The 21,983-nt window shown below is 64.2% G+C and carries 19 protein-coding genes; 12 read left to right on the top strand and 7 right to left on the bottom strand.

Annotated features, from left to right (window positions below; translation table 11 throughout):
* Window positions 1-211 precede the first annotated feature (211 nt).
* Window positions 212-2,017 (bottom strand): translation elongation factor 4, encoded by a 1,806-nt coding sequence (lepA, locus tag FJ970_RS04220; RefSeq protein WP_140765593.1) that lies wholly within the window; start codon window positions 2,015-2,017, stop codon window positions 212-214.
* A 209-nt stretch (window positions 2,018-2,226) separates the two neighbouring features.
* On the opposite strand from lepA, the gene FJ970_RS04215 reads away from it, so the two are divergent.
* The 6 genes from FJ970_RS04215 (at window position 2,227) to FJ970_RS04190 (ending at window position 7,909) form a co-directional block, all read left to right on the top strand.
* Window positions 2,227-3,291, top strand: a complete 1,065-nt coding sequence (locus tag FJ970_RS04215; RefSeq protein WP_140765595.1) for a TadE/TadG family type IV pilus assembly protein — start codon at window positions 2,227-2,229, stop codon at window positions 3,289-3,291.
* A gap of 255 nt (window positions 3,292-3,546) precedes the next feature.
* Window positions 3,547-3,918, top strand: a complete 372-nt coding sequence (locus FJ970_RS04210; RefSeq protein WP_140765597.1) for an endonuclease domain-containing protein — start codon at window positions 3,547-3,549, stop codon at window positions 3,916-3,918.
* A gap of 273 nt (window positions 3,919-4,191) precedes the next feature.
* Window positions 4,192-4,896: a DUF1223 domain-containing protein gene (locus FJ970_RS04205; RefSeq protein WP_140765599.1), complete on the top strand. Its 705-nt coding sequence runs from the start codon at window positions 4,192-4,194 to the stop codon at window positions 4,894-4,896.
* A gap of 169 nt (window positions 4,897-5,065) precedes the next feature.
* Window positions 5,066-5,341, top strand: a complete 276-nt coding sequence (locus FJ970_RS04200; RefSeq protein ID WP_140765601.1) for a hypothetical protein — start codon at window positions 5,066-5,068, stop codon at window positions 5,339-5,341.
* A 186-nt stretch (window positions 5,342-5,527) separates the two neighbouring features.
* Window positions 5,528-6,253 (top strand): peptide-methionine (S)-S-oxide reductase MsrA, encoded by a 726-nt coding sequence (gene msrA, locus FJ970_RS04195; protein WP_140765603.1) that lies wholly within the window; start codon window positions 5,528-5,530, stop codon window positions 6,251-6,253.
* A 309-nt stretch (window positions 6,254-6,562) separates the two neighbouring features.
* Window positions 6,563-7,909 (top strand): IS5 family transposase, encoded by a 1,347-nt coding sequence (locus FJ970_RS04190; protein ID WP_227791889.1) that lies wholly within the window; start codon window positions 6,563-6,565, stop codon window positions 7,907-7,909.
* An 88-nt stretch (window positions 7,910-7,997) separates the two neighbouring features.
* Here the strand turns inward: FJ970_RS04190 and FJ970_RS04185 are convergent, their stop codons facing one another.
* Together FJ970_RS04185 and FJ970_RS04180 are read right to left on the bottom strand one after the other, a co-directional pair.
* On the bottom strand, window positions 7,998-9,002 hold the full coding sequence (locus tag FJ970_RS04185; RefSeq protein WP_140765183.1) for a cytochrome d ubiquinol oxidase subunit II: 1,005 nt from the start codon (window positions 9,000-9,002) through the stop codon (window positions 7,998-8,000).
* 283 nt (window positions 9,003-9,285) lie between these two features.
* Window positions 9,286-10,647: a cytochrome ubiquinol oxidase subunit I gene (locus FJ970_RS04180; protein ID WP_140765185.1), complete on the bottom strand. Its 1,362-nt coding sequence runs from the start codon at window positions 10,645-10,647 to the stop codon at window positions 9,286-9,288.
* A gap of 323 nt (window positions 10,648-10,970) precedes the next feature.
* Between FJ970_RS04180 and FJ970_RS04175 the strand changes: the two genes are divergently transcribed.
* Together FJ970_RS04175 and FJ970_RS04170 are read left to right on the top strand one after the other, a co-directional pair.
* Window positions 10,971-11,897 carry an ABC transporter ATP-binding protein gene (locus FJ970_RS04175; RefSeq protein ID WP_140765189.1) on the top strand — a complete coding sequence of 309 codons (927 nt, stop codon included), beginning with the start codon at window positions 10,971-10,973 and terminating at the stop codon, window positions 11,895-11,897.
* Between the two features lie 14 nt (window positions 11,898-11,911).
* The gene (locus FJ970_RS04170) at window positions 11,912-12,673 is read left to right on the top strand and encodes an ABC transporter permease (RefSeq protein WP_027146438.1); all 762 of its coding nucleotides are present in this window, start codon (window positions 11,912-11,914) and stop codon (window positions 12,671-12,673) included.
* 80 nt (window positions 12,674-12,753) lie between these two features.
* On the opposite strand, the gene FJ970_RS04165 is transcribed toward FJ970_RS04170, so the two are convergent.
* Window positions 12,754-13,791 (bottom strand): phosphatidylglycerol lysyltransferase domain-containing protein, encoded by a 1,038-nt coding sequence (locus FJ970_RS04165; RefSeq protein ID WP_140765191.1) that lies wholly within the window; start codon window positions 13,789-13,791, stop codon window positions 12,754-12,756.
* Window positions 13,792-14,225: 434 nt separating this feature from the next.
* Here FJ970_RS04165 and FJ970_RS04160 point away from each other — a divergent pair, with 434 nt between their 5' ends.
* On the top strand, window positions 14,226-15,410 hold the full coding sequence (locus tag FJ970_RS04160; RefSeq protein ID WP_140765193.1) for a flavin-containing monooxygenase: 1,185 nt from the start codon (window positions 14,226-14,228) through the stop codon (window positions 15,408-15,410).
* 191 nt (window positions 15,411-15,601) lie between these two features.
* Here the strand turns inward: FJ970_RS04160 and FJ970_RS04155 are convergent, their stop codons facing one another.
* Entirely contained in the window at window positions 15,602-17,605 is a 2,004-nt protein-coding gene (locus FJ970_RS04155) for a PhoX family protein (protein ID WP_140765195.1), read from the bottom strand.
* Between the two features lie 274 nt (window positions 17,606-17,879).
* Here FJ970_RS04155 and FJ970_RS04150 point away from each other — a divergent pair, with 274 nt between their 5' ends.
* A complete protein-coding gene (locus FJ970_RS04150) occupies window positions 17,880-18,353 on the top strand; it encodes a hypothetical protein (protein WP_140765227.1) in 474 nt (157 codons plus the stop codon).
* Window positions 18,354-18,532: 179 nt separating this feature from the next.
* Here FJ970_RS04150 and FJ970_RS04145 read toward each other — a convergent pair whose 3' ends face one another.
* Together FJ970_RS04145 and FJ970_RS04140 are read right to left on the bottom strand one after the other, a co-directional pair.
* The gene (locus FJ970_RS04145) at window positions 18,533-19,195 is read right to left on the bottom strand and encodes a response regulator (protein WP_140765197.1); all 663 of its coding nucleotides are present in this window, start codon (window positions 19,193-19,195) and stop codon (window positions 18,533-18,535) included.
* Entirely contained in the window at window positions 19,192-20,583 is a 1,392-nt protein-coding gene (locus FJ970_RS04140; protein WP_140765199.1) for a sensor histidine kinase, read from the bottom strand. The genes FJ970_RS04145 and FJ970_RS04140 overlap by 4 nt, the downstream gene beginning before the upstream one ends.
* A 168-nt stretch (window positions 20,584-20,751) precedes the next feature.
* Between FJ970_RS04140 and FJ970_RS04135 the strand changes: the two genes are divergently transcribed.
* On the top strand, window positions 20,752-21,090 hold the full coding sequence (locus tag FJ970_RS04135) for a hypothetical protein (RefSeq protein WP_140765229.1): 339 nt from the start codon (window positions 20,752-20,754) through the stop codon (window positions 21,088-21,090).
* Window positions 21,091-21,114: 24 nt separating this feature from the next.
* Window positions 21,115-21,816 carry a phosphatase PAP2 family protein gene (locus tag FJ970_RS04130; protein ID WP_140765201.1) on the top strand — a complete coding sequence of 234 codons (702 nt, stop codon included), beginning with the start codon at window positions 21,115-21,117 and terminating at the stop codon, window positions 21,814-21,816.
* Window positions 21,817-21,983 lie beyond the last annotated feature (167 nt).

The following is a 21,983-nucleotide window of genomic DNA, read 5'->3' as shown; positions in this document are numbered from 1 at the left end:
GCAAACTGGTCATTTAATGGAGCGGTCTAGGGAACGTTCTTTAAGGTATCGCCAAGCCGGATGACAGAGAGTCCTGATGGCGAGTAACTCCACCGCGCAGCGTCAGCGCCGCGCTGGCGGGGGGCCCGCTGCCTCCGGCAACTCCCCCGCTTTCGAAGCCTGCCATCGATCCACCGGATCGATGTCTTGGCGCTACGCGCCAACCGGCTTCTCAATCGCCCATCTTCAGCGCCTGGATAAACGCCTCCTGCGGGATATCCACCTTCCCAAATTGCCGCATCCGCTTCTTGCCCTCTTTCTGCTTGTCCAAGAGCTTGCGCTTGCGCGACACGTCGCCGCCGTAGCACTTTGCCGTCACGTCCTTGCGCAGGGCCGAGATGGTTTCGCGGGCGATGACCTTGCCGCCGATGGCCGCCTGGATCGGGATCTTGAAGAGGTGATGCGGGATCAGCTCCTTCAGTTTCTCGCACATCTGCCGGCCGCGCTTTTCGGCCGCCGTGCGGTGCACCAGCATCGACAGCGCGTCGACGGGCTCCTCATTGACCAGGATCGACATCTTCACGAGGTCGCCCTCGCGGTAGTCGGTCAGGTGATAGTCGAACGAGGCGTAGCCTTTTGAGATCGACTTCAGCCGGTCGTAGAAATCGAAGACGACTTCGTTGAGCGGCAAATCGTAGGTCAGCATGGCGCGCTTGCCGACATAGGAGAGGTCGGCCTGGATGCCGCGCCGGTCCTGGCAGAGTTTCAGGATTCCGCCGAGATAATCGTCGGGGGTCAGGATGGTGGCGCGGATCCACGGCTCCTCGATGGCCGAGATTTTCACCACGTCGGGCATGTCGGCCGGGTTGTGCAGTTCCTTGACCGAGCCGTCATTGAGCAGCAGGCGGTAGACGACGCTCGGCGCGGTGGCGATCAGGTCGAGGTTGAACTCGCGCTCCAGCCGCTCCTGGATGATTTCGAGATGCAAGAGGCCCAGGAATCCGCAGCGATAGCCGAAGCCGAGCGCGGCACTGGTTTCCATCTCATAGGAGAAAGAAGCGTCGTTGAGGCGCAGCTTGCCGACGGCGGCGCGCAGATCCTCGAAATCGGCGGCGTCGACCGGGAACAGGCCGCAGAACACCACCGGCTGCGCCGGCTTGAAGCCGGGCAGGGCGTGCGCGGTCTGGCGCTTGTCCTCGGTGATGGTGTCGCCGACGCGGGTGTCGGCCACTTCCTTGATCGAGCCGGTGAAGAAACCGAACTCGCCGGGGCCGAGCTCCTCGACATTGATGCGGGCGGGCGTGAACACGCCGGTGCGCTCGACCAGGTATTTGGCGCCCGTGCCCATCATGCGGATGGTCTGGCCCTTCTTCAGCACGCCGTCGATGACGCGCACCAGCACGATGACGCCGAGATAGGCGTCGTACCAGCTGTCGACCAGCATCGCCTTCAGGGGGGCTGATGCGTCGCCCTCGCGCGGCGGCGGCAATTGGTGGACGATGGCTTCCAGCACGTCGGGAATGCCGAGGCCAGTCTTGGCCGAAATCAGCACGGCGCCCGAGGCGTCGATGCCGATCACCTCCTCGACCTGCTCGCGGATGCGCTCGGGCTCGGCGGCCGGCAGGTCGACCTTGTTCAGCACCACGACGATCTCGTGGTTGTTGTCGATCGCCTGGTAGACATTGGCCAGCGTCTGCGCCTCGACGCCTTGGCTTGCGTCGACGACCAGCAGCGAGCCCTCGCAGGCGGCGAGCGACCGCGACACTTCATAGGCGAAGTCGACATGGCCGGGCGTGTCGATGAGGTTGAGGATATAGTCCTCGCCATTGTTGGCGCGGTATTTCAGCCGCACCGTCTGCGCCTTGATGGTGATGCCGCGCTCGCGCTCGATGTCCATCGAGTCCAGCACCTGCTCCTTCATGTCGCGCAGCTCCAGCCCACCTGTCGACTGGATCAGGCGGTCGGCAAGCGTGGATTTGCCATGGTCGATATGGGCGACGATGGAAAAATTTCTGATGTGGTCGAGGGGCGTGCTCATGCCGCGCGCTTTAGCAGGGGCGGCAACCGGCGGCAAGGCTTGCGGCGCAAGGGCTGTCTTGCCGCTCACAAAGCGGTGACATCAGCCAAGAAACCGGGAAAACCGGCCCGCGGGCGAAGAATGCGTAAACTTTGATCGATCACATTAGACCTTGGTTTGCCGGCTGTGTGGTAAATGCACGGTCGCTAATGTCCGTTGGGGGTTTGGAAATGTTCAGGGTTTTGCGCGGCTTTGCCCGTTCCCGCAGCGGGTCGATGATGCCGCTCTTCCTGGTGATGCTGATGCCGCTGATCGCGGTTGTCGGCTTCTCGGTCGACTATACCAGCGCGGTGCAGACCAGGTCCAACCAGCAGCAGGCGCTGGATGCAGCGATCCTGGCGATCACCACCATGGATACCACGTCGACGCTGCCGCAGCGCCAGACGCTGCTGCAGGATTCCTTCATCGCCAACGGCGGACAGGGCACCGCGACGCTGACCAACTTCGTTGCGGGCACCACCGCCACCGCCACCACCGCGCAGGCCACGGCAAGTTTCGCCATGCCGACTGTTTTCATGAGCATCGCCAGGATCAATACCGTGCCGATCGCCGTGGGTGCGGCGGTCAGCAAGCCGCCGGCGCTGGTTGCGGCGACGTTCAAGGTCTCCGGCGTGTCGGGATACTGGAACAAGACGATGACCCTCTACGGCACGCAATTCGGCGCGACGGTGGCCAAGCCGCTGATGACGATCGACTACACCTATGGCCAGACCGGTGACCCGAAGGGCTATGGCACCACCAATGTCAACGTCCTCACCACCGATTCAAGCGGCAAGACCGTCACCACCCTGGTCCAGACGCAGGTCTGCACCGTCGGCAGCAAGGCGCCGAAGGGCGTGACGCTCAAGACCGATGCGAGCGGCACGAAATATTACTGTGTCGACACGATGTACCCGGCCAACAGCGCCGGCGCGGCGATCGACGTCAGCGCGATGGGCGGCCTCTATTTGCAGATGGATGTGCCGTCAGGCAACCCGAAAAAGCTGATGTCGAACGATCCGGCGACGTCCAACCGGCTCTATAGCGGGTTGAGCGCAACCAACCTGACCGAGACCGCCACCGGCCAGCCCGTCGACATCTTCGGCGTCGTCCCTTGCGGCGCGACAGCCTATCAGGCCTGGGAAGACGGCGGCAATCCGGTCCCGGCGCCGGTCAGCAACGCCGATTTCTTCTACAACGTCACCGGCAAATGCGACTTCAACAAGCGGCCCTCGGACACCGCGCTGACGCAGTGACGTAGACGCTTCTTCCTTCTCCCCTTGTGGGAGAAGGTGGTCTCGCGAAGCGAGGTCGGATGAGGGGTGTTCCAGGGAACACCGACGCCTCATTCCGCTGGAACACCCCTCAACCGTCTCGGCGCTGCGCGCCGATACCGCCCTGGACGAGTCACGGGCCTCGCCCGCCCTTCGGGCCCCACAAGGGGAGAAGGGAACGCGTGCCTTTGCCACCGGGGCTGTAGACGGACCGCAGCGTTCGACTAATCTCACGTCATGCCGCATCAACCCGTCCCTCCCGCCAAACGCAATTTTGCCCGCTCGCTTCGTCGTGCCATGACGGAGGCTGAAGGCAGGCTTTGGCAGGAGCTGCGCGACCGCAGGCTCGACGGGATAAAATTCCGGCGCCAGATGCCGTTTGGAAAATACGTCGCGGATTTCGTCTGCATCGAAGCCAGCCTGATCATCGAGATAGATGGCAGCCAGCACGCGGATTCGGATTCGGACCGCAGCCGTGACGCCGACCTGAAGGCGAGAGGCTTTCGCATCCTGCGCTTCTGGAATGACGACGTCCTGAGAGACATGAACGCCGTCTGCGACACGATCATCGCCTATATCAGGGACACGAGTCTGCAGCCTTGGCGTTAGCGTCGATTTTTCCTTCTCCCCTTGTGGGAGAAGGTGGATCGGCGCGTAGCGCCGAGACGGTTGAGGGGTGCGCCACAGAGTGCCGTCCTTGCCAAGCTGGAACACCCCTCATCCGACCTCGCTTCGCGAGGCCACCTTCTCCCACAAGGGGAGAAGGGAAGAAAGCGCAGGCGCCCCGATCACAAACCGGTGAGCGTTGTAACGAAGCTCGTCGTGGCGGCGAAGTGGGGACATGACGGGCGCATCGTGGCGCCGTCCCCACGGAGCACGCCGATGTCGCCAGTCCTATCAAGCAGGTTCCTCGCACTGTCCGGCCTCGCCGGGATGGCGCTCGCCGCCTCGCTCGCCAGCGCCGTCGCCCAGCCGCTCACCGTGGTGGAGCTGTTCACCAGCCAGGGCTGTTCGTCCTGCCCGCCGGCCAATGCCAACCTCATCAAGGTTAAGGACCGGCCGGGCGTGCTGGCGCTGTCGTTCAATGTCACGTACTGGGACTATCTCGGCTGGAAGGACACGTTCGGCAAGCAGGAATTCACCCAGCGCCAGGTTTCCTACGAGCCGCCGCTCGGCCATGACGGGCCGTTCACGCCGCAGGTGGTGGTCAACGGCCATGCCGATGTCGTCGGCGCCGCGCCCGGCCAGATCGAACATCTGATCGCCGCCACGGGCAAGACCGGCGGCCCGCCGCTGTCGCTCGCGGGCGGCAAGGTCTCGATCGGCGCCGGCTCGGCACCTGGCGGCAAGGCCGATGTCTGGCTGGTGCGCTACACCAAGGGTGTCGTCGAGGTGCCGGTGGCGCGCGGCGAAAACACCGGCCGCACCTTGCCGCACGCCAATGTCGTGCACGCACTGACAAAACTCGGCAGCTGGAGCGGCGAGGCCAAGACGCTCGATCTGCCGGCAGCCTCGGCTGGCCTCTGCACCGCCGTGCTGCTGCAGTCGCCCGGCGGCGGGCCGATCCTGGCCGCCGCCGCCAACTAATGCATGTCGCGCAAAAGTGACCTCGGTTTTGCGACGACGACATGCATCAAGCAACAATCACGTTCAGGCAAAAGACTTGCCGAGCAGAGATTTGCGCCGCCGCATGGGCGGCGGCGCAAGAGCCCGGCCGCCCAAAGGGCGTGCCACCAACCCCACAAGGAAACCGACCATGACCAATTTCTCCCGCCTGACGCTGCCGGCGCTCGCGCTTGCTCTCTGCTCGACGGCGCTGTTTGCCGGCGGCATCGCGCGCGCCGACGACGCCACCAATGCGATGAAGCCCGCTGCCAGCGCCATGGCGCCGGCCGCGGACGCCATGAAACCGGCAACCGATGCGATGAAGCCCGCCGATCCGATGGCCACCAACTCCATGAAGCCCGCCGCCGATGCCATGAAGCCTGCCACGGACGCGATGAAACCGGCAACGGATGCCACGGCCAATTGAGATTGGTCCGTGGCCTTCTGTCCCTGGCGGGCTCCCTGTCCAGCCGGGGACAGTTGCCGGAGCAATCCCGGGAAAGGCGTGAGGTCCGGGAGCACGCGAATGTGAGCTGCCGCCGCAACTCGCGCATCGCGCCACGGTAGCTGATCCAATAGACTGATCCCTATGCAACCCACGAGGAGTGCAACCATGACCAATATCGACAATCGTCCGACGGGCTTTGTCCGGGGCGGGCTCGCCGCACTCGCCCTTGCCGTCGCGGGCGCCGCCTTCTGGCTCACGCCCGCCATCTCCGCCGAGGATGCGGTGAAGATCCCGCCGCCGGCGATCGACGAAAAGGCGGCCCCAGGCAGCGAAAAGGCGATCTTCGCCGGCGGCTGCTTCTGGGGCGTGCAGGGCGTGTTCCAGCACGTCAAGGGCGTCAGCAAGGCGGTGTCCGGCTACACCGGCGGGTCAAAGGAGAACGCCGTCTACGAGACGGTCGGCACCGGCCGCACCGGCCATGCCGAATCCGTCGAGATCACCTATGATCCGTCCAAGGTGACCTATGGCCAGCTGCTGCAGGTCTATTTCTCGGTCGCCCACAACCCGACCCAGCTCAACTACCAGGGCCCGGACTCGGGCACCCAGTACCGCTCGACGATCTTCGCCGAAAACGACGCGCAGAAGAAGATCGCGCAGAGCTACATCGCCCAGCTCGATAAGGCCAAGGTGTTTTCCGAGCCCATCGTCACCACGCTGGAGACCGGCAAGACCTTCTACCCGGCCGAAAACTACCACCAGGATTTCCTGACGCTGAACCCGACCTACCCCTACATCGTCTACAACGACCTGCCCAAGGTGGCGAATTTGAAGGCGCTGTTCCCGTCGCTCTACAGCGAAAAGCCGGTGCTGGTGCTGTCGGCGAGCAATTGAGATGGCCCGCATTGAGCCTTCTCCCCGTTTACGGGGAGAAGGTGCCGGCAGGCGGATGAGGGGCGGCGCCGGCAGTTCGAAAGGCAGAGGCTACTCGCTTTGCTTGGCAAGTTCGTGCTGCCCCTCATTGGTCGTCGGTGAACTATCCGCAAGGCTTTGATCTGGTTTCCTAATCGGCGAGGAATGCGGGAATAGCGTTGCAACATTTGCGGTGTCTGGTTGCCGTTTTCTTGCAATTCGATTTGACGATTCCCTTGTGCGCCGATGCGTGATTCACTCGTTTTGGCGGGCGAATCGAGGGGACGGCGAATGTCCAGGCCACGCGAGAAGCGCGAGACGGGAGAGCAGGACCTGTTCCGCTCCAGGCTCGATCAGATCATCAACATGAAGCACGAGTTGGTGCGGCTGGCGCAGGCGATCGACTGGCCGGTGCTGGAGGAGCGTTTCGGCGCGGTCTATTCGGACGGTCCTGGCATGCCGCCCTTGCCGACGCGACTGATGGCGGGCCTTGCGATCCTGAAGCACACTTTCGACTTGTCGGACGAGGAGCTGTGCGCCCGCTGGGTGGAGAACCCCTACTTCCAGTATCTGTGCGGTGAAGAGTTCTTCCGCCACGAGCTCTCCTTCGAGCGCTCATCGATGACGCGCTGGCGCCAGCGCATGGGCGAGGAGCCGATCACGGCGCTCCTGCAAGAAAGCCTGGCGGTGGCGGTCAAGAGCGGAGCGATGAAGCCGGCCGATACGCGCCGGGTGATCGTCGACACGACCGTGCAGCCGAAGAACGTGATGTTCCCCACCGACGCCAAGCTCGTCAATCGCGCGCGCGAGCGGCTGGTGCGGCTGGCCAAGAAGGCGGGGCTCGATTTGCGCCAGACCTACGTGCGGGTCGGCAAGCTGGCGCTGATCAAGCACCAGCGCTACGCGCACGCCAAGCAGTTCAAGCGGGCCAACAAGGCGCTGCGCAAGCTCAAGACCTATCTCGGCCGCACCATTCGCGACATCTCCCGCCGGATCACCGGCCAAACGGACCTCGAGGCGAGCTTCAAGTGGCCGCTCTACCAGGCCTCGGCGGTTCTGGAGCAACGTCAGCGCCAGCGCGGCCGCAAAATCTACAGCCTGCACGCCCATGAGGTCGAGTGCATCGGCAAGGGCAAGGCGCATGCCCCTTACGAGTTCGGCGTCAAGGTCTCGATCGCCACGACGCTCGAACGCTCGAAGGGCGGCCAGTTCGCCCTGCACGCTAAGGCACTGCCCGGCAATCCCTATGACGGCCATACGCTCGCGACCGTTATCCCCGACATGGAAAAGACCATCGGCAACGAAATCGGCCGCATCCTCGCCGACGCCGGATATCGCGGCCACAACGCACCTGAAAGCCACAAGCTCAGGGTCTTCACCGCCGGCCAGAAGCGCCGCGTCACACCTGCCATCAAGCGTCAGATGCGCAGGCGATCGGCAGTCGAACCCGTCATCGGCCACATCAAGGCCGAGCACCGCATGGGCCGCAACTACCTCGCCGGCGAACAGGGCGACGCCATCAACGCCATCCTCGCCGCCGCCGGCTACAACTTCTCGCTCCTGATCAAATGGTTCAGGCTGCTTTTGTGGCTTCTCATCACAGCACTCCAAAGCCGCCCCAGATCCAGCGCAGCCTGACCCACTTCATTGTTCACGGACGACTCATTGTCCTGCCGGACATTTCTCCCCGTATAGTGACGGGGAGAAAGACGCTGTCATCCCACCCTCAATCGTAAGTCAGATCCGTCGCCTTGCCGCCGAACACGCGGTAGGCATAGAACGAATAGAAGATGATGATCGGCAGCACCACCACGGTGCCGGCCAGGATGATGGCCAGGCTTTCGGTCGCCGACGCCGCTTGCCAGATGGTCAGTCGATCAGGCACCACATAGGGATAGAACGACCAGGCAAGCCCGGCAAAGCCGAGCGCGAAGATGGCGGCCAGCGTCAGGAACGGCGTCAGCGAATGGCGGTCGTCGGGCCGCGGCAGATGGAAGGTCTGCCGCCACAGCCAGAGAAACAGCAGCGCCGACAGGATCGGCAGCGGCGACAGATAGAGCATCTGCGGCCAGCCGAACCATTTGGCGAAGATGCGCGGGCTGGCGAAGGGCGTCGCCAGCGACACCGCGGCCATGCCGAGCGCGGTCAGCACCAGCGCCGTGCGCAGCCAGAGCACCGCCTTCTTCTGCAGTTCGCCTTCGGTCTTGTAGATCACCCAGGCCGCGCCCATCGCCGCGTAGGCCGCCGCCAGGCAGAACGCCACCAGCACGCCGAACGCCATGCCGCCCGGCCCGATATCGAGGCCGAGCACATAGACGCCCAGCATGTAACCCTGCGCCAGCGAGGCGATGACCGAGCCGAGGAAGAAGATGCGGTTCCAGCGGTGCTTGCGGCCGGCCGGCACCTTGGCGCGGAAATCGAAGGCGACGCCGCGCAGGATCAGCCCGACCAGCAGCACGAACACCGGAATGTAGAGCGCGGTCAGGATGACGCCATGCGCCAGCGGAAAGGCGACCAGGAGCAGGCCGACGGCCAGCACGAGCCAGGTCTCGTTGGCGTCCCAGAATGGGCCGATCGCCGCGATCATCGTGTCCTGCTCGGTGTCCTCGGCGGCGGCGAACAGGATGCCGATGCCGAGGTCGAACCCGTCGAGAATGACATAGATCAGGATGGCGAGGCCCATCAGGCCGGCGAAGATGAGCGGCAGCAGGGTCGGCCAGTCGTAGGTCATGGGTATATCTCCCAGCCGCGATGTGTCGGGTGCACGGCCTTACCGCTTGAAGCGATCGTTTCAGATCGATTGTCGGAGTTGGCGCCGCCCCTCATCGCCCTGCCGGGCCCTTCTCCCCGTATAGTGACGGGGAGAAGGGGGCTGGCCGCAACGCCGGCGCCATCCAAGGAACGTTGGCGATTGGCGAAACCATAAGACATAGCGCCCCTCTCCCCGTCACTATACGGGGAGAGGATGCCGGCAGGCAGGTGAGGGGCGGCGCAAACCTGCAATGAAAACATGCTCACTCCCCCGCGGCCGGCTGCGACAGCGCTGCGTTGAGAACACCCGGCAGCGGCGAGGTGTCGCCATCCTTGGCCGCCTTCAGCGCCAGATGCACCAGCACGCCGAGATAGGCGATCAGCAAAAGCACATAGAGGAGGAGATAGATGACGAGCGTCAGCGCGACATGGCTGCCGGCCACCGGCCCGACGGCGTCGGCGGTCTTCAGCACGCCGGTCACCAGCCAGGGCTGGCGGCCGATCTCGGTCGTATACCAGCCGGCCAGCGTCGCCAGCCAGCCCGACAGCGCCATCGGCACCATCAGCAGCGCGAGCGGCCTGGGCAGCGAATGCCGGCGCTTGAGGAAGAAGGCGGCCGACCACGAGACGGCGAGCATCAAAAGCCCGGTGCCGACCATGATGCGGAAGCTCCAGAACAGTGGAAAGACCGGCGGATGGTTGCCCGGGAAATCGTTCAGCCCCGGCACCACGCCGTCGGCGCTGTGCCGCAGGATAACGCTGGCGCCGTCCGGAATCGTGACCTCGAATCTGTTTTCCTTGGCCGCCTCGTCGGGCAGCGCGAACAGCACCAGCGGCACGTTGGGGCCGGTGTTCCAGTTGGCCTCCATGGCGGCGATCTTCTGCGGCTGGTGTTCCAGCGTGTTCAGCCCATGCTGGTCGCCGGCCAGGATCTGGATCGGGATCAGGATGGCGGCCGTGAAGACGCCGGTGCGCAGCGCCTTCCACATCGATTCCGAACGGTCGCCCTTGAGGTAGCGCAGCGCCGACAGGCCGGCGATCAGGAACGACACGGTGAGCCCCGAGGCGAGCAGCATGTGCACCAGCCGGTAGGGCATGGAGGGGTTGAAGACGATGGCCCACCAGTCGACGGCGTGTGCCACGCCGTCGCGCATCTCGAAGCCGGCCGGCGTCTGCATCCAGGAATTGAGCGCGATGATCCAGAACGCCGACAGCGTGGTGCCGCCGGCGACCAGTACCGTCGCCAGCGTGTGGACGCGGTTGGAGACGCGGCGGAAGCCGAACAGCATGATGCCGAGGAACGCCGCCTCGAGGAAGAAGGCGGTGAGGATCTCGTAGGCGAGCAGCGGCCCCGCGATGTTGCCGACATGCTGCATGTAGCCCGGCCAGTTGGTGCCGAACTGGAAGCTCATGGTGACGCCCGACACGACGCCCATGGCGAAGGACAGCGCGAACACCTTCACCCAGGTGAAATAGGCGCGCATCCAGGCGGAATCATTGGTCGCATTGTAGCGCAGCTTGAAGAACAGCAGCACCCAGCCAAGGGCAATGGTGATCGTCGGAAACAGGATATGAAACGAGATATTCGCGCCGAACTGCATGCGCGAGAGAATAAGCGAGTCCATGGCGGGCTCCGGCTGCGTATTATGTATTTCGACGCAATTCCCTAGGGAAAGCGTTATGCGCTTTTCCCGGGAAAACCGCTTCACACTTTTCCTGGAATTGCTCCAATATTGGCGAAGGATAGGCCCGAAGCGGGATCAGGTCAAAGCGGCGTCCCGCCGCGAGGCTGAACGCCACAGGACAATTTTGCCGGTTGCAAGCGACGCATTTCCGGCCAGCCCCGGGCTTCGATGTCCAGAACTGGCAGCAAGGCATTGACTTGCGGTTGCACTGGGCGACAACAGGCCTATATCAAGTCACCTCTTTCAGGCAGCCGTTTTCAACCATGCCGTCCATTCTGTCCATTTCCGGGGTCTCCAAGACCTACGCCACCGGCTTCACCGCGCTCAAGGAAGTCAGTCTCGACATAGAGCGCGGCGAGATCTTCGCCCTGCTCGGTCCCAACGGCGCCGGCAAGACGACGCTGATCTCGATCGTCTGCGGCATCGTCAACCGCTCGTCGGGCACCGTCACCGTCGACGGCCACGACATCAACAAGGACTATCGTGCTGCGCGCAGCCTGATCGGGCTGGTGCCACAGGAACTCACCATCGATGCCTTCGAGACCGTGTGGGCAACCGTCAACTACAGCCGCGGCCTGTTCGGCAGGCCGGCCAATCCGGCCTTTGTCGAGAAGGTGCTGCGCGATCTGTCGCTGTGGGACAAGAAGGACTCCAAGGCGATCACGCTGTCGGGCGGCATGAAGCGGCGGCTGATGATCGCCAAGGCGCTGTCGCATGAGCCGCGCGTCCTGTTCCTCGACGAGCCGACCGCCGGCGTCGACGTCGAACTGCGCCAGGACATGTGGGCGATGGTGCGCCGGCTGCGCGAGGACGGCGTCACCATCATCCTCACCACGCACTACATCGAGGAAGCCGAGGCGATGGCCGACCGCGTCGGCGTCATCAATCGCGGCGAGATTATCCTGGTCGAGGACAAGGCCGAACTGATGCTCAAGCTCGGCCGCAAGCAGATGTCGCTGGAGCTGCGCGCCCCGCTCGGCAGCGTGCCCGATGGGCTCTCGAACTACGCGCTCGAACTGTCGCCGGACGGCAACCAGCTCACCTACACCTATGACAACCAGAGCGACCGGCCGGGCGTCGCCTCGCTGATCCGCGATCTCGAGGCGGCCGGCATCCAGTTCCGCGATCTCGACACCAAGAACAGCTCGCTCGAAGAGATCTTCGTCAATCTTCTGAGGCAAGAGCCATGAATCCGCGCGCAGCCATGAATCTACGTGCAGTGTGGGCGATCTACCGGGTCGAGATGGCGCGTGCGTTCCGCACCGTGCTGCAGAGCATCATCTCGCCGGTCATCTCGACATCGCTCTATTTCGTCGTCTTCGGCTCGGCCATCGGCTCGCGCATCACCGAGATCGACGGCATCAGCTACGGCGCCTTCATCGTGCCGGGACTGATCATGCTGTCGCTCCTGACGCAGTCGATCTCCAACGCCTCCTTCGCCATCTACTTCCCGAAATTCGTCGGCTCGATCTACGAGCTCCTGTCGGCGCCGGTCTCCTATCTGGAGATCGTCATCGCCTATGTCGGGGGTGCGGCCACCAAGTCGATCATCCTCGGCCTGATCATCCTGGCGACCGCCTCGCTGTTCGTGCCGCTGCACATCGAGCATCCGTTCTGGATGCTCGCCTTCCTGATCCTGACGGCGGTGACCTTCAGCCTGTTCGGCTTCATCATCGGCATCTGGGCGAAAAGCTTCGAGCAGCTGCAGTTGGTGCCGCTGCTGATCGTCACCCCGCTGACCTTCCTCGGCGGCAGCTTCTATTCGATCCATATGCTGCCCGGCATCTGGAAGACGATCACGCTGTTCAACCCGGTGGTCTACCTGATCAGCGGATTCCGCTGGAGTTTCTACGGCAAGGCCGACGTCTCGGTCGGCATCAGCCTAGGCATGACGCTGGTATTTCTGGCGGTCTGCATCGCGATCGTCGCCTGGATCTTCCGGACCGGCTACCGGCTGCGCAACTGATCGGGTGAAGGCGATCTGAGCCGCAGCCGACATTTGCTGAAATTCAGGTCAGGCCGGCCTCACCCGAATATCGCCGGATCTCAAATCGCCTTGACCAGCCGCAGCAATCCCAGCATCTCGATGTAGGTCCCCTCGCGAAAGGCGATGTAGACCGGCTCCTCGACGCCGTGGAAGCGGCGCTTGAACGCCGCCTGGCCCTGCAGGTTGAACCTGCGGCGGTTGACCCAGGGCGAGTCGTAGGCGCGCTGGAAGGTGTTGCGCCAGAAGTCGCTTTCGGCAAATCCGCTCGGGCCGACATCGACGAGCGGCGACAGGCCGAGCGTCACCACCGAAGCGCCTTCCTCGCGAAAGCGGTCGACGGCGAATTTGGTCAGGCCGATCTCGGCATGCGGCGAGGCATCGATATGCTTGCGCTTGAAGGCGGTGGTGTAGCCGATCACCTTGCCGTCGGCGAACATCGGATCGAAATCGAGCAGCGCGACCAGGCCGCCATCGGGACCGTGCAGTACGAAACGGCGCATGTCCGTGCCGAGCTGATCGTAAAACGGACGGTTGAGGAAACCCATCTCCCATCGCTTGACGATGCGGTCGCCGCGCCAGTTTTGGGAGAGCCGGGAGATCTCGTCGAGGTGGATCGTGCGCTTGTCCTCCTCGAACGAAAAGCCTTTCTTCAGCAGCCAGCGCTCGGAATAACGCACCGTCTCGTTGCGCTTGCCGGAAAAATCATGCTCGGGCAGCGGCAGGCAGGTATCGATGCCCAGCCGGTTGACCTTGTAGCCGAGGCCGGCAAGGACCTGGGCGGTCTGTTCGCCGATCTGCACGAACCATGGGCCGCCGGCACTCTCGACGAAGCGTCTGATATAATCGGGCCGCTGCGCCGGCGCCGCCACCGGATCGCCGAGCGCGAAATGATGCTTCATCTTGGTGCCGAAGGCGATGTAGCCGTCGGCGTCGCCAAAATAGGAAAGCTTGGGCTGCACGGCGGTGGAATAGGCGAGCGAGAAGTCGCCATGGCGGCGCACCAGCGCCAGCCGTTCGACATGCGTCAGCGCCCGGCGCTCGACCTTGGGCGAGGCACCCTCGAGGATGTTGTCGAAATAGATCCGCAAGGAGGGCATGGTCGAGATTCCGCGTGCCGTTTGTGGCGCGACGTGTCCGCCGACACACAAGACGCGCCACGGCGCCTTGATTTTTCGCGGGCAGCCGAAATCGGCTGTCGGTTTCGAATGCCCGCGTCCGTGACGAGATCCCCCAGCCCCCGGGACCTCGAATCAATCACTTTGCCGCGACCTGATTATCGCCGATGCCGCCGATATGCCATATAGGGTGGATGTATTCGGACAGAAGCGGGTAATCCGCTCAATGTCGTTGTTTTGGCCGCGATGCCGCGCCCTGTTTCCACCCGGGCGGCGGAATGCTCCGGAAGCGAGACCGCGCCTCGGCGCGGGGTCATCGAAGATCGGCATCGATTTGCCGTTCGGCGCGATCAAACGGTTACAGCGACCTGCGAGCCTTCGGGGTTGCCGCAAGGGCGAATGGGATTCGAGAGTGAATGGCTGAAACGACACCCCAGACGATGATGGAGCAGGTGGTGGCGGTCGAGCCGGCGATCGTCATTGGCGCCGGCGCCGCCGGGCTGGTTGTCGCGCACGCCTTGATGAAGGCGGGCGTGGCGACGGCGATCCTGGAGAAGGAAAGCCGGCTGGCCGAGCCCTGGCGCCGGCGCCACGAACAGCTGCACCTCAACACCCACCGCGATCTCTCGGCGCTGCCCGGCCTTGCCTATCCCAAGGGTACCCCCGCCTTTCCGCACCGGGATGTCGTCATCCGCCATATGAGCGATTTCCATGAGGCGAACCGTTTGCCGGTGGAGTTTGGCGTCTCCGTCGAGGCCATCACGTCCGGGGGCGACCATTGGATCGTGCGCACCAGCGCCGGCTTGCGCCTGGCGCGTCATGTCGTTGTCGCCACCGGCCGCGACAGGGAACCCTTCACGCCGCAATGGAAGGGCATGCAGGCGTTCGCGGGCCGGATCATCCATTCGGCGGATTTCGGCGACGCCCAGGCCTATGCGGGCAAGAAGGTGCTGGTTGTCGGCGCCGGCAATTCGGGCTTCGACGCCCTCAATCATCTGGCGGGCATCGATACCGCCGCTGTCTGGCTGTCGGCCCGCAACGGCCCCGCTCTTTTGCCCAAGCGCGTCGGCAAGATCGCCGTGCACCGCCTCTCGCCGCTCATGGCGCGCCTGCCGCTGCGCGTCGCCGATGCGGTCATGGCGGTGACGCAGCGCCTGGTTTTCGGCGATCTCACCAAATTCGGCTTGCCGCCCGCGCCCGCCGGCGGCGCCAGCCGCCTGACCTCGGACTATACCGCGATCGCCGCCGACGATGGCGCCGTCGATGCCATCAAATCGGGCAGGATCGTGGTGGTGCCGGGGATACGGGAGTTCACCCGCGATGGCGTCATCCTGGCCAATGGCAGCCTGATCGCTCCCGACATCGTCATTGCCGCGACGGGCTACCGCACCGGGCTGGAGCGCATGGTCGGCGATCTCGGCGTCCTCGACGAGAAGGGCGTTCCGCTCTTCAACGGCGGCCAGGCCGATCCGAAACTGCCCGGCCTGTGGTTCACCGGCATGCGGCCGAGCATCCGCGGCTGCTTCGCCAATGCCGCCATTTTGGCCAGGGCGATAGCTGGGCGGATCGCCGGTCCCGGCCATCCGGGCACCTCACGCTGATTTCGGCTCCAGTAGTCGGAACCGACAGCCTCGGTCGGCATCTCCTCGTCGGCCTTGCCGGCATTGTTGAGGGCAAGCGAGGGTGAGAGCCAATTCACGCGCCAATCTTTCCCGAGGCTTGAATACAATACCGCACATAAAAAGAGGGGCCTCGGATCCCCGAAGCCCCTCCCGCTTTGTCTCGCCCGACGTCAGACGGCGATCTTGCCGCCGCCCTGTTTGGTGATCGCCACGACCGCCGGCCGCACCGGCATGTCGGGCTTGAAGTCGGGCCAGCGGGTCGACGGGTCCTCGTAATAGGAGGGCCGGCCAAACGCTTCCCAGTCCTCGCCACCGTCGCCCGGATGCTGGACGGCGACGAAGGCGGTCCGATCGTCCGGCGCGAACAGCGGGCCGCACATCTCGGCGCCGATCGGCACCCGGAAGAACAGTTTCGAGGTCGCCCGCGCCGGTCCTTCCGTGTCCACCGCCCACAGGCCGTCGGTGCGGCCGGTGGCCTTGGGGCCTTGGCCGTCGGTGGCGACCCACAGGCGCCCGGCCGAATCGACCGCGCAATTGTCGGGCATGCCGAACCAGCCATTGGCCGTCGTCGCGGTGGAGAAGGTGGCGCCGACATCGGCCACGGACGGGTCGCCGCATTTCAGCAGCACTTCCCACTTGCCCTTGGTGGCGGCGAAATCGCCGCCGTCCTCGACGATCTCGATGATATGGCCGAAGGCATTCCCGGCGCGCGGGTTGGCGGCGTCGACCTGATCGGCCTTGCGCTTGGAATTGTTGGTCAGCATGACATAGACCTTGCCGTTGCCGGCATTGGGCTGGATGTCCTCGGGCCGGTCCATCTTGGTGGCGCCAAGCAGGTCGGCGGCGCGGCGCGTCTCGATCAGCACGTCGGCCTGGCCGGCAAAACCGTTTTCCGCCGTCAGCGGACCCTGGCCGAACACGATCGGCATCCATTCGACCGAGCCGTCCTCGGCGAATTTGGCGACATGCAGCGTGCCGTCGTCGAGCAGGTCCTTGTTGGCCGCGCGGTCGCCGGCGTTGAACATGCCCTTGGTGACGAATTTGTAGACATAGTCGAAGCGCTCGTCGTCACCGAGATAGAAGACGACGCGGCCGTCCTTGGCGACGATCGATTCGGCGCCCTCATGCTTGAAGCGACCCATGGCGGTGCGCTTGCGCGGCACCGAATTAGGGTCGTTGACGTCGACCTCGACGATCCAGCCGAAGCGGTTGGGCTCGTTCGGTTCCTTGGCGAGATTGAAGCGGTCGTAATGCGCGCCCCATTCATAGGCGCCTTCCGGGATGCCGAGGCGCTTGTAGTTGGCGGCTTCCTTGTGGCCTTCCGGCAGCTCGCCGGAAAAATAGCCATGAATGTTCTCCTCGGCCATCACATAGGTGCCGCAGGGCGTGACGCCGCCGGCGCAGTTGTTGATCGTGCCGAAGACCTTCGTTCCCGACGGATCGGCATTGGTCTTGACGCGGTCATGGCCGGCGACCGGGCCGGACAGCGCCATCTCGGTGCTGGAGGTGATGCGGCGGTTGAGCTTGCCGTCGCGCACCACCTGCCACTTGCCGCCGTCCTTGCGGATCTCGACGATGGTGCCGCCATGGGCGGCCATCTCGACATCGACCTGCTCCTTCGAGAGCGGCGCCACCTCGGCCGACTTCTTGCCGTCCTTCTCGACGATCTTGACGAGGCCCGGGAACATCAGATGCGGGTTGGTGTATTCGTGGTTGACGACCAGCAGGCCGTGTTCGGCCGAACCGTCGATCGGGATATAGCCGACATAGTCGTTGTTGTAGCCGAACTGCCTTGCCTGGGCTTGCGCCGACTGCCTGGTCGGGTCGAATTCCGGCGAATCGGCAAACAGCGGATCGCCCCAGCGCAACAACACGTCGGCGTCGTAGCCCGGCGCGACATGATGCTTGTCGTCGATGCCGGCCTCCAGCTCGTCGAATTTGAAGGCGGAGCCGTCCGCGGCGCGGGCATCGCCGGCGGCGATCATGGCCAGCGGGCTGACAGTGGCGGCGATCGCCGAGACGGCAAGTGAACCTTTGAGGAAGCCACGGCGCGAAAAACGTGCGGCGATGATCTCGCCCATCGTGCGGTTTTCGCTGGGATTGTTGGCCTGGCCTTCGTTTTCCTCGAGCAGGCTGGTGCGGAATCGGGCGTCGGGGGTGCGATGTTCGGTCATGGGAGCCTCTGGCTTGGAGTGCTGGAGCTTGTTGCCTGTTCGACGCCTTACAGTCGGCTGATCACATTTTCGTGACAGGATATCGGCACTGCCGCTCCCTCACGATACCGTTTTTCATGCCGGGTCTGGGACTTTGGTCCAACCTTGCGCCTGCAAAGGTCCTGAGAGAGAAACGCAACGGTCGGAGGTCGCTTCCGGTCCCCACGTCTTTCGGCGATGTTGGTTGCACTGCAACGTTGGGGTGGGCGCGCCGGCTCAATCGACGGAGATCAGTATGCACGGATCGATCACGGCCCGTTGTTGCCGTCTGGCTCTGAGATCGGCGGCGCTTCTGGCGCTGACCGTCGCCCCCTATGGAGTTGTCTTCCATGGTTTCGTGCCCGGAATCGATGCCGCGACCGCACATGCCGACAAGGGCGGCAATGGTGGCGGCAACGGCGGTGGTAACGGCAACGGCGGCAGCGGCGGCAACAGTGGGAATAGTGGGAATAGCGGGAACAGTAACGGGAATAGCGGCGGCGGCAACAACGGAAAAGGCAAGGGGCAGGGCGACAACAACTCCAGCCATGTCAACGCCACGACCGGCGACAAGGTCGACGTGGACGGCAGCAAGATTTCAGTTCAGCACCCCGACGGCATGACGGAAACCATCGAGAACGGCCGTTTCAGGATGAAGGATGGGCTGGGCCGCACGATCATCGACCGCCGGGCCACACCGGCCGATGTCAGCCGTCTCAAGGGCCTGTGAATTTCGGCCCTGCGAATTTCGGCCTTGTGAAGCTGGTCAACAGGCAACGACCAGTTTCACACGTCACCTCCGCCGCCCCCCGGCGGAGGTGACCTCCTTTTGCGCGGCGTAGCGCTTTTCCTGGCGGAATGCGTAAAAACAAGAGCTGGAGCGACTCGGCGATCAAACGCTGAACCGCCCTATGAGAAGTCCCGCTCGCGGTCGCGAAACTCGCGCATCATGAGGGCTGCTTCAGTGCGGTTTCGCACGTTGAGTTTCGACAGCACCCCCGTCATGTGGTGCTTGACGGTCTTCTCCTGCAGCTCCAGGCGCAAGGCGACTTCCTTGTTGCTCAGCCCCTCCGCCACCAGCCGCAGGATTTCGGTCTGACGGCCGGTGAGTTGCCGCAGCCGGTCCGCCACGCCGTTGGCAGGCTGCAGGGACTGCACATCGGAAAGCAGCCGGGCCGACAACATCGGCGAAAGATAGCTTTCGCCAGCCGCCACGTTGCGCAGGATATCGGCGAGCGAGCGCGACCCGACGCCTTTGAGGACATAGCCGCGCACCCCCGCGTTCAGGGCCTTGGTCACATCGGCATTGGCCTCTGAAACAGTCAACAGGACGATCTTTTGGGCGGGATGGTCGGCAAGGATGTTTGCAACCGCGGCCAGGCCGCCGCCTGGCATCGAAATGTCGAGCAGCAAGATGTCGGGCTGCACGGTCGAGGCGATGCGTTCCGCGTCCTGCGCGGTCGCACCTTCCCCGGCCATCTCGAAGCCTCCGATCTCCGACAGGCTGCGCGTCACGCCTTCGCGGAACAGCGGATGGTCGTCGACAATGGCGATGCGGATTGCGCCCATCATGCTTGCTCCTCAACCGAAAGACGGATCACCAGCTTCGTGCCTTTCGGCCCGCTCAGGGTTTCGAACTGTCCGCCAATGCTTTCGACTCGCTCCCTGAGGCCGGCCAACCCCAACCCCTCGGCCCGCGCCGGATCGAAGCCCGGCCCGCCATCCGACACTTCAACGAAAAGCCTGCCATCTTTCATTCCTGCACGCACCGCCTGATCCTTGCCCCGCCCGTGGCGGTAGGCATTGTTCAGCCCCTCCTGCACGAAGCGATAGATGCTGATCTTCTCAGAAGCGCCGGGCTCGGGCAAATGTCCGGGCAGCGTCAGCTTCACCGACGTGCCGGTACGGTGCTCATGTTCCTCGATGGCCAGCCGCAACACATCCGCCGCCGCCGCCGTTTCTATCTGCGGCAGCACCAGGCCGTTGCAGATGCCGCGTATCTCGCGCATCGCGTCCTCCAGCGTCTTGCGGATCATGGCGACCTCGGTCGAGCGACCTTCGCTGCCATGGCCGTCGCCGGTAAACACAGGACTGTCCATGCGCAGCGCCGCCAGGGCCACGAGCTGGGCAGGGCCGTCATGCAGGTCGGCGCCGATCCGCCGCAGGTATCTTTCGTTGAGTGCGGTGGCGCGCCGCGACGCCCGCTGCACGCGTTGCCGCAAGGCGCTGTTCTGCGTCACCAGGCCTTGCAGCTCCGACACCTGCCGGCGCAGCGCCCCGCGCTGGTCATCGATGGTGCGGCTGGCGCGCAGGACGATGCCCGACAGAAGCAGGAATGCGGTCAAGGTGGCGCCGGCCACGACCAGCCAGCTCGACCGCAGGGCGGAAGCCAGCGTGGCTTTGAAATCGGTCGCGACCTCATAGAATTCGGTGACGGCGACCACGTCGCCGGACCAGGGTTCGCGCACCGGATTGTAAATCTCGAGCAACGGCACGCCCGAGCCCCGCACCTTGTCTTCGTTTTCGTCGAACGTATCGAATTGGGCAACGACACTGCCCTGGAAGGCGGAACGCAGATTTTTGTTCAGGCCGAAGCGGCGGCCGATCAATTCCGTGTCCTTCGCGTAGAGCACCGTGCCGTCGCGGCGCCAGAGCCTGAACGATGCCAGGCGTTTGCCGAGCGCGCCCTGGCCGAGCGTCTCGTCGAGCGCCTGTTTGACGGATTCGCTGAGCTCCTCGTTCTTGCGCAGGTCGGGCAGCAGCGGCGCAATCACGCTGTCGACATAAAGCGCCGTCGTGGCGGCCGAATTGCGTGTGACGCCGTCCCGGATCTGCGTCGTCACCCAAGTCCCTACGACCAACATGACGACAAGGAGCCCAAAGCCGCCGGCAACGACGAATTGCAGGGCAAGGGAAAGCTCGCTCCAGCGCCGCGTCAATTTCTGAAGAATACGAATCATGGACCCCTGACCGCCCTTCTATCGACATGCCGGGCGATTCCAGCACATTGAGCTTCAGTCTCGCCCTTGCCAAGACCCTCCTTGGAGCGACGTTGCTTGACGTCTCGGCGCGCTTCGGAAACAAGGTCCGCGATATCAGGCGAAAGCCGCTTCGAGGGGGACGAGACATTGAGTTTTTCGGGATTGCTGCAGCTTGGCTTTTCGACGGTGATCTTCCTGCTGGCAGCGACCGCCGCCAAGCAATGGGGCCTGGCGCCGAGCCTGGGCAAGATCCTGCTGACGCTGGCGCTCTATTCGCTGGGCAATTTGATCATGCTGCGGCTGATCCGCGAGTTCGGCATGTCGGTGTCGTTCAGCCTCTCGGCGGTGATCCAGCTGGTCTCGGTCAACGTGGTGGCGCTGGTGTTCTTCGGCGAGCGCGTCAACGCGCTGCAGGCGGCCGGCATCGCACTGGCGATCGCCGCCGTGGCGCTGATCACGCTCGGGCCCTATCTGCAAGGGCGATGATATGACGACCGAGGTACCGGCCCGATGAAAGACAACGCAGGCACTCTGTTCAACCGGATCGAATTCCCGGTGCTGCTCGCCGGCCTGGTCATCGCCGGCGGGCTGTGGGGCTTCGTGGAACTCATGGAGGTAGCACGCGCCACCGCCCCGCATGGTTTCGACACCGAGATACTTCTCGCCTTCCGCCAGCCGGGCCAGCCCGGCGTTCCCATCGGCCCATCATGGCTGGAAGGGGCGATGCGCGACATCACCAGCCTTGGCAGTACCAGCGTGCTGGCGCTGGTCACCACGGCGACGATCATCTATCTGCTCTTGATCCGCAGGCGTGGAACCGCGCTTCTCATCCTCGTCGCCGTGGCTGGTGGCGAGGTGCTGTCGAGCCTGCTGAAAGTCGGCGTCGACCGGCCGCGCCCGGAACTGGTTTCGCATCTGGTCAACGCGACCTCGCTTTCCTTCCCGAGCGGCCATGCCATGCTGTCGGCGGTGACCTATCTCACGCTCGGTTCGCTGGCGGCGCGCTTCCTGCCGGGCCGGACGACCAAGGTCTACGTCTTGTTCCTGGCGGTGCTCACGACGGTGCTGGTCGGCGTCAGCCGCATCTATCTCGGCGTCCACTGGCCGTCCGATGTGCTGGCGGGCTGGTGTGCCGGTTTCGCCTGGGCGATGCTATGCTGGTTGGTGGCGCGGCTTCTGCAACGGCGCCAGGCGGTGAGCGACGACGCCTGACCCCGCCGTCAGATCAATCTGTTGATGAGATGCCCGCCACAGCCCGCCAGCGCCAAAACCATCGACAGCAAGCCTGCCGATGTCATCAAGGTCTTGAAAACGTTCAACCGCGTTACCCCTGCCCCGGAAGGGCAGCACCCTAGCTTGAAATCCTCGGGAAGTATCGA

Origin of the sequence: Mesorhizobium sp. B2-1-8 (assembly GCF_006442545.2) — a bacterium.
Classification (GTDB): domain Bacteria; phylum Pseudomonadota; class Alphaproteobacteria; order Rhizobiales; family Rhizobiaceae; genus Mesorhizobium.
This window is presented reverse-complemented; position numbering and strand designations above follow the sequence as displayed.